9 protein-coding genes and 1 riboswitch are annotated in these 15229 nt (G+C 59.9%); of the genes, 8 read left to right on the top strand and 1 reads right to left on the bottom strand.

What is annotated here, in order from left to right; translation table 11 throughout:
- The first annotated feature begins 16 nt into the window (after positions 1–16).
- From H8699_RS06820 to H8699_RS06790, 7 genes are all read left to right on the top strand, one after another.
- Positions 17–1867 carry a TolB family protein gene (locus H8699_RS06820; protein WP_249285022.1) on the top strand — a complete coding sequence of 617 codons (1851 nt, stop codon included), beginning with the start codon at positions 17–19 and terminating at the stop codon, positions 1865–1867.
- A 98-nt stretch (positions 1868–1965) separates the two neighbouring features.
- Positions 1966–2179, top strand: a riboswitch (cobalamin riboswitch).
- Between the two features lie 112 nt (positions 2180–2291).
- Positions 2292–6626, top strand: coding sequence for an immunoglobulin-like domain-containing protein (locus H8699_RS06815; RefSeq protein WP_249285021.1), 4335 nt, complete (start codon positions 2292–2294; stop codon positions 6624–6626).
- Between the two features lie 9 nt (positions 6627–6635).
- Positions 6636–7412, top strand: a complete 777-nt coding sequence (locus H8699_RS06810) for a DUF4430 domain-containing protein (protein WP_249285020.1) — start codon at positions 6636–6638, stop codon at positions 7410–7412.
- Positions 7413–8303 carry an energy-coupling factor transporter transmembrane component T gene (locus tag H8699_RS06805; protein ID WP_249285019.1) on the top strand — a complete coding sequence of 297 codons (891 nt, stop codon included), beginning with the start codon at positions 7413–7415 and terminating at the stop codon, positions 8301–8303.
- Complete coding sequence (locus tag H8699_RS06800) at positions 8276–9868, top strand: ABC transporter ATP-binding protein (RefSeq protein ID WP_249285018.1); 1593 nt, start codon at positions 8276–8278, stop codon at positions 9866–9868. The genes H8699_RS06805 and H8699_RS06800 overlap by 28 nt, the downstream gene beginning before the upstream one ends.
- The gene (locus tag H8699_RS06795) at positions 9853–10545 is read left to right on the top strand and encodes an ECF transporter S component (RefSeq protein ID WP_249285017.1); all 693 of its coding nucleotides are present in this window, start codon (positions 9853–9855) and stop codon (positions 10543–10545) included. Before H8699_RS06800 ends, H8699_RS06795 begins: the two co-directional genes overlap by 16 nt.
- A 221-nt stretch (positions 10546–10766) precedes the next feature.
- Complete coding sequence (locus H8699_RS06790) at positions 10767–11798, top strand: alkaline phosphatase family protein (protein ID WP_249285016.1); 1032 nt, start codon at positions 10767–10769, stop codon at positions 11796–11798.
- 120 nt (positions 11799–11918) lie between these two features.
- Here H8699_RS06790 and yicI read toward each other — a convergent pair whose 3' ends face one another.
- Positions 11919–14288, bottom strand: a complete 2370-nt coding sequence (gene yicI / locus H8699_RS06785) for an alpha-xylosidase (protein ID WP_249285015.1) — start codon at positions 14286–14288, stop codon at positions 11919–11921.
- A 185-nt stretch (positions 14289–14473) separates the two neighbouring features.
- Between yicI and H8699_RS06780 the strand changes: the two genes are divergently transcribed.
- Positions 14474–15226 carry a 16S rRNA (uracil(1498)-N(3))-methyltransferase gene (locus H8699_RS06780; RefSeq protein WP_249285014.1) on the top strand — a complete coding sequence of 251 codons (753 nt, stop codon included), beginning with the start codon at positions 14474–14476 and terminating at the stop codon, positions 15224–15226.
- Positions 15227–15229 lie beyond the last annotated feature (3 nt).

The following is a 15229-nucleotide window of genomic DNA, read 5'->3' as shown; positions in this document are numbered from 1 at the left end:
CTTGTGGGAGGTAAGAATGCATCCTAAACATCGCAAAAAATTTACCAAAAAGCAGATTATCACGATGGCTTCCATCGGCGGGGCGATCGTATTACTGCTGGCGGCGGTCGCCTGGATCCTGATCGGAGGGATGATGCCATCCAAACCCAACGATCCGCCCCAGTCCGCCGTGAGCGGATATTACCGGTATGACCAGCAGTTTCAGGGCGGACGCGGGACGCGGGATACCACCCTGAGCAGCGTGGACGTGACCCAGGATGGGGAAGATACGGTGATCACCTTCTTCTTTGTCAAGGGCGGCGACCTGTATAACGAGGAGGTCACCGAGGTGCGCGGCGTGCCGGATTACGTGGTTTCCTATCTGCAGGATCCGGACCGGCTATGTGTGGAATTTGACGGGGTGAACTATATTTACAACAGCCAGTCCATCTCCGGCGAGGCGGGGGCGCTAGTGCAAAGCATGATCCTGAACCGCCCGGTCTACGAGCAGGAACGGACCATGGTGTTCAACCTGTCTCAGGGCATGGCCTTCCGCGTGCAGGAAAAGAAGGATCAGATCATCATTCGCCTGCGCGCTGCGGACGAAGTGCCCCAGACCACCAGCTATCACGTATCGGTAGACGGATATGGCAACGATATTGGCCAGGAAACCATGGCGAAATACGGGTTGAACCCCACGATCTGCGCGGATTATGAAAACCGGGTATTGCTCAGCCAGTCTTATGCGACAATGGCGCAGGCTCAGAGCGCGGCCACAGAACTGAGTCAGACCCTTGCCGGAACGACGGTGGAAGCCGTGGAGATCGGCGCGGGCGGGCTGCCCACTTATAATACCGAGGCGGAGCTAGCGCGCTTGAATGAGCGCAGCGTGGTGCGCAGCGAGGGAGATGCGGTAAAGGCCTCCGTCATCGCCGCGCGTGGCCGGCTTTTGTACCAAAGCGGCGACGGCGCTATCAGCCTGTACGCCAAGCCCCGCGAGCGGACCAGCCTGAAAAACGGGCAGCTGACCCTGTGCGATGAGCTGTGGATCGAGCAAAATGGCGAGCAGACGCGCCTGATCGACGCGGGCTTTACCTCCATCTTGCAGGCCAACCTGTCCCCGGATGGGAAAAAAGTGGCCTTTGTGGATATGATGGACGAGATGAATGTGCTGTACGTTTATGATATGGAATCGCAGGAGCTGACCAACTGCTCGGAAGAGGGTTTTGGCCTGATCGCCTCGGACTTTGCCTGGGACGACAGCTCCACCCGTATCTACGGCATGAGCGATATCGGCGGGGAGACCAGCGGGCATTACCAGCTCAAGCAGATCGACTTTAGCAAGCCCAAGGGCGAGCGCGCCTCCGCGCTGGAGGAGCTGCCGGGCGGCGACGGGCCGGTTTATTACAGGGGCGGCATGCTGTACTTCTCGGACCCTGAGAGCAATACCATCTATAAGATGAACCCAGGCGACGGCAGACGCCAGGTATTGACCTCGGGGGTCACCATGCGGATCAACGGCGACGGTACGCTGATGGCAGTGAGCGATATGCTGGCCGAGGAGAGCACGGGCGCGGTGGATATCCGCCTGATGGACCTGCGGGACGGCAATATCAAGACCATTGTAGAGGGGCTGCTGGTGCTGGATTACAAGTGGTCCAGCGACGGCACGAAGCTCTATTACCTGGCCGATAACAGCGGCGACGAGGCTTACCCCTGCGCGCTGTATGTGTACGATGTGGACGAGGCCAAAAACACCAAGCTGTGTGATACGGTGGCCTATGAGTTCGTGCCCTCGGCAGTTGACGCGGGTGGGGTGATGCTGATCGACATCCTCTCGCGCCAGGGATACGACTTGCCGGTGACTTATGAGCTAAAACAGGAATAAAAGGATCAAAAAAAGCCCGCAGGCCTGGCCTGCGGGCTTTTTTATCGGCATGGGCATTGTGACAGGGCCCAAACCATGCTATACTGGTGCTGAAACTGAATAATTGAAACGCTTAAAGGTTCGCTTTTTGAAGAAAAAAGGGATTAATAGGGAAACCGGTGCGAATCCGGTACAGCTCCCGCTGCCGTATTGAGGGATGGACGGGCAACGCGCGCATTGCCGCGCGGCCACTGGCCTAATGGGCTGGGAAGGCGCCCCGAGGGACCCAGATGAACTCAGAGTCGGAAGACCTGCCTTTGGCGTAAAGCAAGACGTCTTTCGGAGAGGGGGACTGCTTTTGGTTGTGCTATGCGCAAAAAAGCCACCCCCGTCCACATTTTGGACGGGGATTTTTGTTTCGTGCCATTAGAAAGAGAGGGAGTTTATGAGACGGGCGAATAAATTACTGCTATGGGTGTTGACGCTGGCGCTGGTCATCACCAGTTCTTTTACCACCGTTGCGGGGGCGCAAAGCGGCAGCGTAACGGCTACGCTGCGCATTGAGTATGCGGAGGCGACCCTGCTTACCCCCACGGAATATACCGTGGATGGACAAAAGACGCTGGCGGATTACGGGTTTGACGACATTGAGGACCCCGGATATGTGACGCCGATGCACTTTTTAGGGCAATACGCCTTTGACGATTATGGCGTGGACGCCGATACGATCGATACGGTGATCGGCCAAAGCGGCGGCAACCTCAATACCATTTTAGGTTCCACCGGCTCTGCGGATGGGCAGGAGCAGACCTACTGGATGTTCACGGTCAATGGCAAAACGCCCATCAAGCCCGATGGGATAAATGGATATACGCTTGCGGATTATCCCGTGCAGCCTGGGGATCAGATCGTGGTCTACGGCGTGTGGGGAGGGGTATGGGGCAGCGTCAATACCTACCACACCCGCTTTACCCAGCAGGCGCTGACCTGCCAGGTAGGCCAACCCCTGACCGTGACGCTGGAGGGCAAGTCGATCTATGATTTTACCGCTGGGGACTTAAGCCCGATAGCTGGGGCCTCCATCCTGTGCGATGCGCAGGATGCCAATGGCGGGTTTGCACTGACGGACAGCGGAAAGCGGACCGATGTGAATGGACAGGCTACCCTGACCTTTGACGCGGCGGGAACCTATGTGATCTCCGCCTCGCGGTATAACTCGGTCTATGGTAAATATGATATTGCCCGCCCCTATGCCACGGTAACGGTGACGCCGGTGGACGCGGATGCGGCACGGCAGGTGATCGCCCAGGATAAGGCGGCCCTGACCCTGCCCGATGAGGCGACCGGGGCGCTGACATTGCCGGAAAGCGGGGAGAGCGGCCGGACGGCTATTACCTGGCGCAGCGATAAGCCCGCGGTAATCTCGGATACCGGCAAAGTCGTGCGGCCGGACGTGGGACAGGCGGCCGAAACCGTGACCCTTGAGGCTACCCTGTCGCTGGGGGGCCAGAGCGACACGCGGCGCTTTACCATTACCGTGCCCCCTTACACCCAAGAAGAGGCGCAGGCCGCGGCCGACCAGATCCGTGCCGGGCTTAAGACCGGTTCTTATAGCTACTTACGCGTAACAGAGGGTACGGATACCAATATTGTAACGACGATGCAGACCCTGGCGGATGCGATCCAGCCTGGCGCAACGCTGACGCTGACCGATGCTTCAAAGCACAGCCAAATCGCCGCGGACGGTGCGATCACCTATGGCGATAGCCGGGTGAAGGCGGATATTGACATCAATATCGCGGTGGCGGGGGCAAATTTCCCCTACACGGTATCGGTTCAGGTGCCGCCGCACCAGAAGACGGCGCAGGAGCTGGTGGACGAGGACGCAGCTGCCCTCAGTTTTGACGATATCAAAAAGGACAACGTGGATCAGGACCATATTCTGACCGACCTTCAACTATCCTCTTACGGCGACTCGTACTCCACGGATATTAAGTGGAAAGCCGAACCGGAAGACGGCGCGATTAAGATCACCGGGAACCATGCCTCCGTGACCCGCCCCAACTACGGCCAGCCGGATGCGAAAGTAAAGCTGACCGCTACGGTCTCGATCAATGCCTGGGCGGGCGCGCCGGGGACAGCCCAACCGAAGCAGGTGGTATTTGACTTGACGGTGCCGGCCTATACCCAGGCAGAGGACGAGGCGGCGCAGCAGGCCGTGCAGGATACCGTAGACTGGCTGAACGAGCAGTTCAAAATACTGGATATGGGAACGCAGGAGGCGGTAGATCCGCAAAAGATCACCTATGACCTGCAGCTGGACTGGGGCCCTGACCGGGATACGGATGTCACCTGGAGCAGCAATAACGAAGGCGTGATCAAGGTCAACACGCTGCGGGGCAAGGTGACGCGGCCGGCCATTGGCCAGGCGGACGTGGACGTGATCTTGACCGCTACGGTGGAAAACCATGGCCATACCGCCCAGGTATATTTCCCCGTGCGGGTGCTGGCGCTGACCCAGGCGGAGCTGGATGCGGAAAAGGCTTACCTTGAGGCGATCGCCGCTGCGCTGGATTTTGACGTGATTAAAAAGAACAATACGGCCGCGGACGCGGTGGTAGAGAACCTGCAAAAGGTCTACCGCGGCTATGCGGATGGCGATGGCGGCTATACCTTCCTCACCGCCAACCGGGGCGAGAACGGGGCGGAGATCACCTGGCAGTCCTCCTCCAGCGCCGTAAATACCTATTTTTACGTAACGCGCCCCAGCTATGGGGAGGCGGATAACCCGGTAAAACTGACGGCTACGCTCTCCTCAATCCGCTACAAGGGCATGGTGGATGACGTTACCAAGGAGATCGACATCATTATCCCGGCGTACAGCGATCTCTTAAAGGGCGTTGCGCTGGATGACGGCACCGTTGTACCCTTGACCCAGGGGCAGACGGAATACCGTCTGTCTGTGCCAGAGGATACGCAGGAGCTGGCGTTTACCGCCCTGCGCTGCGACCCGACCGCGCTTTTACAGGCGACCGGGGTAGACAACTCGTTTAACGACCGATTTGAGGTAACGCTGAGTGACACGGAAACGGTGGTGACGGTTACGGCCACCAGCGCCGGCCACAGCACCACTTATACCTTTACCTTTGTAAAGGATCGGGCGGCTCTGCCGGATTACTCGGCCCAGTGGCCCAGCTACCGGGGCGGGGCGGATAACAACGCCGTAAGCCAGGCCCAGCCCGCCCGCAGCAGCGATGAGGCTACGCTGGCCTGGCAGCGCCAGTTGGACGGAGGGGATTGGGATAATGGCGGCGGCGCGCCGTTGATCGTGGATGGAAAGATCTATATCGCCTCGGGCGATACGCTTTATAAACTGGACCAGCAGGGCAATACCCTTGCCACGGGCAAACTGGCTTCAAGCGTAGGGTACTTCTCCTATGCAGCTTATGGGGATGGGATGCTCTTTGTGCCGGTGAGCGACGGGCGCATCCAGGCGCTGAATGCCGATACGCTGCAATCCCTGTGGATCAGCCAGCCGCTGCTGGAGCAGCAAGCGATCAGCCCCGTCGTGTATCACGAGGGATACGTGTATTGCGGCACTTTCCGCGGCGGCAGCGTGACCAGTACGGACGGCGCGTATTTCTGCCTGAAGGCCGAGGACGAAATCCCGGCGACCGGCGATGAGGTCAAGGACTTCCAGTGGATCCATCGCTCCAGTACCGCAGGGAAGATGGGATACTATTGGAGCGGCGGCGTTGTTGTGGGAGACGCGGTCCTCTTTGGCGGGGACGATGGCGTAGTGGTGGCCCATGATTTGACGCAGGATGTGGTTTTGGATACCTACTGCGCCCAGGGAAGCATCCGCTCTGGACTGAGCTACTGGGATGGCAAAGCGTACTTTACCACCAAAGACGGGTATTTGTACGCGCTGCCCTATGGCGGCGGTACCTTTGGCCAGGCGAAATCCGTAGCGATCGGCGCTTCCACCTGCACGCCGGTCATCGCCAATGGACGCGTATATGTGGGGACCGACGAAGAAGGATTTAAGATATTGGACGCCGAAACTTTAGAGATCCTGCATACGCTGGATCTGGGCGGCGAGATCAAAGGCTCGGCCGTGGCCAGTACCGGCTATAATGGAATGACTTATGTTTACGTTACAGTCAACGAGCCTGGAAAGGGCCTGATTTGTATCGTGGACGACCCGGCGGGCACGCCCTATGCGCGCACGCTGTTCCTGCCACAGGGAGAGGCGGATAACTACTGCGTGGCCAGCCCCATTCTGGATGCAAACGGCACCCTGTATTTTACCAATGACGCGGGCTATCTCTTTGCCATAGGCAATACGCCGATCCGCGTGGAGGGCCTAAAGGCGGCACAGCAGGAAATGACGCTGGAGGTTGGAGCGCGTACCGCCTGCGGCATCACGGTAGAGCCGGAAAATGCACCGGACCAGCGGTTGAGCTTTGCCAGCAGCGATGTAAATATCGTTAAGATCGAAAACGGAGAGCTGGTGGCGGTGGCGCCGGGCAGCGCATCGGTTACGGTCACGGCCCTGGATAGCGGGGTGACGGCGACGATCAAGGTTCATGTGGTGCAGGCGCTCCAACCGGCGCCCGATCCGGAGGAGGGAACGGGCAGCTCTCAGACAGCGGATGAGCAAACTACGACTGGTACGCCGCAGACGGGGGACAGCGCGCCGCTGATGGTTTACGCGCTGTGCCTGTTGGTGGCCGCGGGCGTGATCGTGGGAACACTGCGCAAAAAGATCAAAGGGTAAGGGGAAAAGATGAAAAGCAACGTCCTTAAAAGATGGCGTGCGGGCGCCTTAGCGCTGCTGCTGGCCGTGGCGTTTGCCACGGCGGGCTGCGGCGGGCCGGAGCCTACGCCAACACCTTCAGCTTCCGAGCCGATGCCAAGCGCGGTGGCTACGCCTGTAGCCGTACAGGAGGAAAGCCAGGCCAGTCAAACGCCAGAGGCGCAGGATGCAGATCAGCAGGCGGCGGCTTCCCCTGTAGCCGGGGCGAAAGTTACGCCCACGCCAAAGGTAAAAACCAGCGCCGCACAACCTAAAGCGCAGGATAAGGACGCAGGCGCTGCCGCTGCGACGGCGCAGCCCACTGCAAAGGAGGCCCCGGCCCAGACACCGGCGCAAACGCCGCAGCCCCAGGCGCCCCAGACCATTACCTGTAAGATCGCGATCGATTGCAGGACGGCTTACGACGCGGGCTACGATTTGGCGGCGCAGGTCTCCAATTCTGGAACGATTTTGGGCACCATGACGGTAGAAATGCCCGCCGGTGCGACGGTATACGATCTGCTGCAAAAGGCTGCGGGCCAGCGCGGAATACCTGTAAGCAAGACCGGCAGCGGCAGCAAGGTCTATGTCGTATCCATCAACTCCATCGGCGAGGGCGACTGCGGAGGCGAAAGCGGATGGATGTACAGCGTAAACGGCGCGTATGTGATGAAGGGCTGCTCGGCCCAGAAACTGAATGATGGGGACGTGGTCAAGTGGCGCTACACACTCAACCGCGGCAAGGATATTGGAGGCGGCGTAGGGTAAGTGCGGCACTGTTTTGACGAGGTCCACCCACTGGTGGCATTGATTTATTTTATCTGCACAATGGCCGGGGCGATGCTGACGCTGAGCCCGGCCTTTTTGTGCGTTTCGCAGCTTTGCGCAGCCGTTTATGCGGTCTATCTTTGCTCTTGGCGCAAGGTACGCAAAATGCTGGGGGGGATCGCTTGCGTGTGGCTGGTGATCGCCCTGGCCAACCCCTTGTTCAATCATAGGGGGCTTACAGTACTCTTTACGCTGTTTGATAATCCCGTAACGCTGGAGGCAGCCGTCTATGGCGTATGCTCGGGCGGGATGCTGGCGGCGGTGATGCTGTGGTTTATGTGCTTTAACGAGATCATGCGCAGCGATAAACTGCTATACGTTTTTAGCCGCCTCCTGCCGCATACGGGGCTGATGCTTTCGATGATCCTCAAATGGGTGCCGCTATCGCGCGTGCGCGCGCGGATCATCCGCCAGGGCCAGCTGGCGCTGACCGGGGGCGGCGCGGCGACTGGCAAGCGCGCCAGGGTGCGTGAAACGGTGTGCGCGCTTTCAGTGCTGATGGCCTGGAGCATGGAGGACAGTATTGAAACGGCGGACGCCATGCATGCCCGGGGCTTTGGGGCCGTGAAGCGGCGCAGCACGTATGCGCTTTTTCGGTGGACACTGCGGGATACGGCGGTGCTGGCAGCCATAGCGCTTTTGGCCTGCGCGGCGTTTTGGGCGCTTTTAGGCCCCGGTGGGCAGTACGCCTTTTATCCAAGGTTGGGGGCGCTGGCCCTAAACGGCTGGACGGGCTTGGGGCTGGCGGCTTATGGCGCGCTGCTGCTGTTTCCGCTATTATGGCAAGGGGAGGAAAACCTGCTATGGAAGATACGCACAGCCCGGCGATAACGCTGCGGGGCTTCTCATTTCAATATGCCGGGGCAAAAGAGCAGGCCCTGCGGGAGCTGGACGTCAAGGTCGAGCGAGGAGAGATGGTACTGCTGTGCGGCAGCACGGGCAGCGGCAAGAGCACGCTGCTGCGCTGCCTAAAGCGGGAATTGGCCCCGCATGGCCAAAGAACAGGGACGATCCTGTTCGGCGGCCGGGAGCAGGCCGAGCTGGAACCGCTGGAGGCGGCGGGACGGATCGGCTTTGTGCTGCAGGACCCGGATAACGGGATCGTGACCGATACGGTGTGGCACGAGCTGGCCTTTGGCCTGGAAAACCTGGGGCTGCCCACGGCGGTCATCCGCCGTCGGGTGGCGGAAACGGCGCATTTTTTCGGCATTGCGCCCTGGTACCGCCGCCGGGTGCACGAACTGAGCGGCGGGCAAAAGCAGATCTTAAACCTGGCGTCAATTATGTCCATGCAGCCGGAGATCTTGCTGCTGGATGAGCCGACCGCCCAGCTGGACCCCATTGCCGCGGGCGAATTTTTGCAGGCGTTAGGAAGGATCCACCGGGAGCTTGGGGTCACGGTGATCCTGTGCGAGCACAGGATGGAGGAGATACTGCCCATGGCGGACAGCGTGTTGTATCTGGAAGCAGGGCGCGCGGCGTTTCGCGGCACGCCCCGCGGTTTTGCAGAATTTGTGCTGGCAGACCCCAGCCATCCCTTTATCCCCGCGCTGCCCGCTGCCTGCCGGCTGCCTGGCGGCCGGCCGCTGATCACGGTGGCGCAGGGGCGGGAATGGGTAGGCGAAAATGCGCGCAAGCTCGCTTGCCGCAAGAGCGTCCCCGACCCGGCGCTGGGGGAACCGGTGCTTTCGGCCAAAGAGATTTGGTATCAATACGATAAAGAGCAGCCCTACGTGCTGCGCGGCATGGAGCTTAAGCTGCACCGGGGGGAGATTTTGGCCCTGGTGGGGGGCAACGGCAGCGGAAAAAGCACGGCGCTTTCCGTACTGTGCGGGCTGCAAAGGCCGGCGCGGGGGAGAGTCAAAAGGGCGAAGGGGAGCCGGGTGGCCCTGCTGGTGCAGCGGCCCCGGGCGCTTTTTACCTGCGATACCCTGCGCGAAGATTTGATGGCCTGCGCGGCGGATGAAAAAGCGATGCTGGCACAGGCCGGGTATTTTGGCCTTACACACCTGCTCGGCCACCATCCCTATGACTTAAGCGGCGGCGAGATGCAAAAGGCGGCGCTTTGCAAGCTGCTGCTGACCGAGCCGGATATCCTGCTGCTGGATGAGCCGACCAAGGGGCTGGACGCCTTTGCAAAAGCGGAGATCGCGGCCCTGCTGCGGCGCTTGGCAGGGGCGGGCAAGGCCATTTTACTGGTCACCCACGATTTGGAGTTTGCCGCCGCCAACGCCCGGCGCTGCGCCATGCTTTTTGACGGCGAGGTGCTTTGCACGCAGGCCGCCCATGCGTTTTTCCTGGGGAATATGTTTTATACCACGGCAGTGAGCCGCATGACTCGCGGGCTGGTGGAGGGTTGCGTGGTGGAGGAGGATATCCTATGGAGCGGGCACTAAGGTGGACAGAACCCCTCGCGCTGGCGTTGGTTCCGGCGGCTTTGGCCCTGTGCGCGTACTTTCAGGCGGAGAATACCGCACTTTTGACCACGCTGGCGGCACTGGCGGCGCTGCTGCCCTTTTTTATGCAGATGGAGCTTAAACGCCTGCGCGCGCGGGATGTGATGCCTGTGGTGGTACTCAGCGCGCTGGCAGTGGTAGGGAGATGGCTGTGCGCGCCGCTGCCAAACTTCATGCCGGTCACGGCTATCGTCATCGTTGCCGGCCTGGTATTCGGCAGGCAAAGCGGATTTTTGACCGGGGCGCTTTCCGCCCTGGTATCTAACTTCTATCTGGGCCAGGGCCCCTGGACGCCCTGGCAGATGTACGCCTGGGGGCTGGCGGGTTATCTGGCCGGGCTGCTGGCGCCGCTGCTTGCGCATAAGGGCGCCTGGCGGGTGTATCTTTTCGGCGCATGCGCCAGCGCGCTTTATGGGGCGATATTGGATAGCTGGTTCGTCATCTCTTATGTGCAGCCTTTCAGCTTGGAGGGAGCGCTGGCGGCGTATGCCGCAGGGCTGGCGTTTAACCTGAGCCATATCGCCTCGACGCTGCTGTTTCTGCTGCTGGCCTGGCAGCCCTGGCGCCGGAAATTAGAACGGATCAAAATAAAATATGGCATTTTAGAAAAGCCGTAAAAGTATAGAACTTCAAGCGCCGCAAATTGCGGCGCTTTTTTAACACAATGTGGAAGGATGTGAAAATTTAACCAAGCCCCCTTGACATGGAGTTTACTCAAAGTCCTATCATGGCGCTAATCCGAAATGGAAACAATCCTTGCCTGGCTTTTGCGCGCGGCGGGGCAAACTAGGGTTGGGCACGTTGGCTGAGTAAGAACACGTGGAAAGGAGAAAAAATATTGCATATTGGCAAAAAAACGATCTGGAGGACGAGAAAAAAGCTGACGATATCCGTATTTTGCACAGCTATTTTGCTGGCCTGCACCGCATTTGCCCGGGCCGACGCAGGCGGAGTGGAAAAGGCAGACCTAGCCGGCTATTTGGATAGGGTAGAGATACAAGCATCCTTTGCCAATACACGGGAAAGCCTGCTGCCGCAGACGGTGGTCTACCAAACCGTAGAGGACTTTTTTTATGAACCGCTGCCGGAGGGCAAAACGAAGAAGAAGGCGCTGGTCATCGGCTACGACGGATACCGTGCCGACGGGCTTCAGACGATTTTAAGCACCGGCGGCGCGGTAGAGCAAACCAGCCAAGCGGGCGGACTGTACCTGACCTATGCCGGCGGCATAAGGGGCGCAGACGAGCAAAGGACGGAAACGGCGCCGGGATGGGCCTCGATCCTGACCGGGAAATGGCAGGATGAGACCGGAGTAACGGACAACGGGCAGGTAAAAAACGCAGAAGCCAAAACCTTTTTGACCGATCTGGCGCAAAAAGGGCATGAAGTTTCCTTTATCTTTTCCTGGCAGGGCCACCAGGGCACGTATGGCGGCGATATCGCACAGGCCCAGCGGGAAGAGCTGCCGGTACGCTACCTTTTTACGCAGGACGATGCGCAGTCGCAGGCTGCCGCCCTTCGCAGCGTAAGTAAGGATGCGGGAGAAGGGCAGATGGAACCGCAGGACGCGGACCTGACTTTTTTGATCTATGAGCATACCGACCACGCGGGCCATTCCACAGGCTATGGCAACCAGAACCCAGCGTACGCGCAGGCCTGCCGGGAGGTGGATACCTGGGCGGCCGGACTGCTGGAGGCGATCGCACAGCGGGACAGCTATGATGAAGAGGATTGGCTGATCCTGATCACCACCGATCATGGCGGCGTGGACAGCGGCCACGGCGGGCAGAGCGATGAAGAGCGGATCACCTGGCTGGCCAGCAACCGCCCGCTGACGCTGGATAAGGCGGCAATAGCCTGCTGCCAGTAGCGGCAGAACCCAGCACGGCAAAATGTTTCAAGTTGGGCAACAAAAAAGCAGCGCATATGCGCTGCTTTTTTCAATCATTAATTGTTGCCCGCGCCCGTAGGCGCTTCACTTCAGCTTTTTTTATAAAGTGATCTTTACGCTGGTCTGGCACCCGGTAAGCAGGACGCCCTCTTGCGTCTCTTCAAAGGCAGCGCCTTTCACCGCCTGGGGCACGGCGCCGTGCAGTACCAAAGAATAGGGCTTATCCGTGCGTACGTGGACGGTGAGCACGCCGCCGCTGCAAGTAGCCTGCGCCTCAAGGGCGCATGCGCCCTTTTGATCGGGGACACTGCAACTGGCCTGCATGCCATCCTCAAAGCCATAAAGGTGAAGTGCCGCATGGTCGGCAAAATCGTAATCAGGCCGGCCGGTCTGGTTGCCGATGGGCAGAATGCTGCCCGGCCGCACGAACAGCGGCAGGCTCAAAAAGCCGTATTCCTCCGTATAGAAGCGGCCGCCCTCGTACACCTTGCCGTTTAGCAGGTGCGTCCAGCGCCCCTCGGGCAGGTAGTAGGTCACCTGGTTATCCGCGCTGAAGATGGGCGCCACCAGCAGGTTATCGCCCAGCATATACTGGCGTTCTAACGCGGCGCAGGCCGCATCCTGCGGGAATTCCAGCACCATGGCCCGCATCATGGGGATGCCGGTCTGGGCGGTCTGAACGGCTTGGCCGTACAGATAGGGCATCAAGGCGCATTTTAAGTGGGTAAAGTAACGCACCACATCCACGGCCTCGTCGTCAAAGTTCCAGGGCACCCGGTAGGAGTTGCTGCCATGCAGCCGGCTGTGGGAGGAGAGCAGCCCAAAGGCCGCCCAGCGCTTGTATACGTCCGGCGGCGCGGTCTGCTCAAACCCGCCGATATCATGGCTCCAAAAGCCAAAGCCGCTCATGCAAAAGCTTAAGCCGCCCCGCAGGGATTCCGCCATAGAAGGGTAGGTGGCCGTGCAATCGCCGCCCCAGTGTACGGGAAAGGCTTGTCCGCCCGCCGTGGCCGAGCGGGCGAAGACCACCGCCTCATCGCGGCCCTTGACCCGGCAGAGAAGGTCGAACACCACCTTGTTGTAAAGATGGGTATAGTAGTTATGCATTTTTGCCGGATCCGAGCCATCGTAATACTGCACGTCTACGGGGATGCGCTCGCCAAAATCGGTCTTAAAGCAATCTACCCCCATCTCCAGTAGCGCCTCAAGCTTTGAGGCGTACCAGGCGCAGGCCTGCGGGTTGGTGAAGTCCACCAACGCCATGCCGGGCTGCCACATGTCAAACTGCCAAACGCTGCCATCCAGGCGCTTGACCAGATAGCCGGCCGCCTTGCCCTCGGCAAAGAGCTTGGATTTTTGGCCGATATAAGGGTTGATCCATACGCAGATTTTAAGCCCCTTGGCCTTGAGGCGGGCCAGCATGCCCTCGGGATCCGGGAAAAAGCGCTTGTCCCACTCAAAATCGCACCACTGGTACTCCCGCATCCAGAAACAGTCGTAATGGAATACGCTAAGGGGAATGTCCCGCTGGGCCATCCCGTCGATAAAGCGGGTCACGGTCTGCTCGTCATAATCCGTGGTAAAGGAGGTAGACAGCCACAGCCCAAAGCTCCAGGCCGGCGGCAGGCTGGCCCGGCCGGTCAGCGCCGTATAGTTGGAGAGGGCGCCCTTCATATCGGCCCCACCCAGCACGAAATAGTCCAGCGTCTCGCCCGGGACGGAAACCTGGGTCTTGGTGGTCAGCTCGCTGCCCACCTCATAGCTCACTTGCTCTGGATGGTTGGCAAATACGCCGTAACCCCGGTTGGAGAGAAAGAAAGGGATGTTTTTGTAGGACTGCTCCGACCCCGTGCCGCCGTCCTTATTCCAGATATCCACGCTTTGGCCGTTGCGCACCAGCGGGGTGAACCGCTCGCCCAGGCCATAGATGTTTTCGCCTACCGAAAGGGAGAACTGCTCGCGGATAAAGCGGTCCGGCCGCCGCCAATCGGGCGCGTAGGCGGCGAAATTGCCGTTCACCCGATTGATCTCCGCCTCGCCGGGGCCGATGATATAGGCCATGCTGCCGGCGCTGCACTCCGTCAGCAGCCGGGCACCGTGGTAAAACGCGTAGTGCAACCTGCCGGATTTGGCGATCTCCACCCGGGTCTGGCCGCTGTGCAGCACGATTTTATCCTCCAGGTCCTCGATGACGGGTAGGAACCCTTCCTGCTCATAGATTGTAAAGTGCGGGCTGCTACCGTAGCTCTCGTCAAAATGGGAGATCTGTACGCGGATGATCTCCTCCCGCGGCGCGGTAAAGCGCAGGGTGATCATGGTGGCGTTTAAGGTATCGCCCCGGGTCTGCACCCGGTTGGTAGGCACGTACAGGGTCACGCCGTTTGCATCAATATGATAGTCGCCCATGGCCTCTAGCCGGTGCAGGGTCAGCCCGGCGCGAGCCATCCATTGTCCATCGGTAAATTTCATGGCAAATCCTCCTTCAATATTCATTTTATCCCAGTGGGTCAACTCTATTCTAAGCGCTGCTTGACAAGTTGTAAACCTATAAAGTGCGGCAAAATGCAAACAGAGCTTGAACGGACCGGGGCGCTTGAAACCCACCCCCATTTCCGCTATAATAAACCGGAACTTAAGAAGCTGGAGGGATGGGCATGCGGCGCTTTATTACAGGCCCGGGGCAGGCGGGGGAACCCTGCGTTACGCTGGCCGGGGAAGAGGCACGGCATATCGGCCGCGTGCTGCGCATGCAGCCGGGGGAACAGGTGATGCTGCTGGATGGGGAAGGCCGGGAGGCGCCCTATGAGATCGTAGGGATCACGGCTAAGGAGGTGGCGCTTCGCGCCTGCGGCCCGCTTGTGCCCTCGCCCTGTGAACCGGAGCTGCGCCTGACGCTCTATCAGGCGCTGCCCAAAGCGGATAAGATGGAATGGATCATCCAAAAGGGCGTGGAGCTTGGCGCCTATGCCTTTTGCCCGGTGCGCACGCGCAACTGTGTGGCCCGGATTGAAAAGGGGACGGACGCGCAAAAAAAGCAGGCGCGCTGGCAGCGCATCGCCCTGGAGGCGGCAAAACAAAGCGGCCGGGCGCGAGTGCCCCAGGTGAGCTTGCCGCTGGATTTTGAAGAAATGCTGCCCCGGTGGCAGGCCCACGAGGCCGCGCTGGTGCTGTACGAAAACGAGGAGCAGCTGGATATCGTGCAGGCGTTAGCGCCGGTCAAGCACGTAAAAGATATAGCGATATTGATCGGCCCCGAAGGGGGCTTGGAGCGCGACGAGGTCGCTAAGCTTTGCCAAGGCGGGGCCAGGGCGGTTGGGCTGGGCCCGCGCATCCTGCGCACGGAAACGGCGGGGATGGCGGCGGCCAGTGTGATCATGGCGCTGTGCGGCGAGATGCGGGCCCGCTGAAGC

The sequence above is a fragment of the Luoshenia tenuis genome (genome assembly GCF_014384745.1).
In the GTDB taxonomy this organism is placed as follows: Bacteria; Bacillota; Clostridia; order Christensenellales.
The sequence above is the reverse complement of the archived record's forward strand: the minus strand, read 5'-3'. Positions and strand labels throughout refer to the sequence as shown.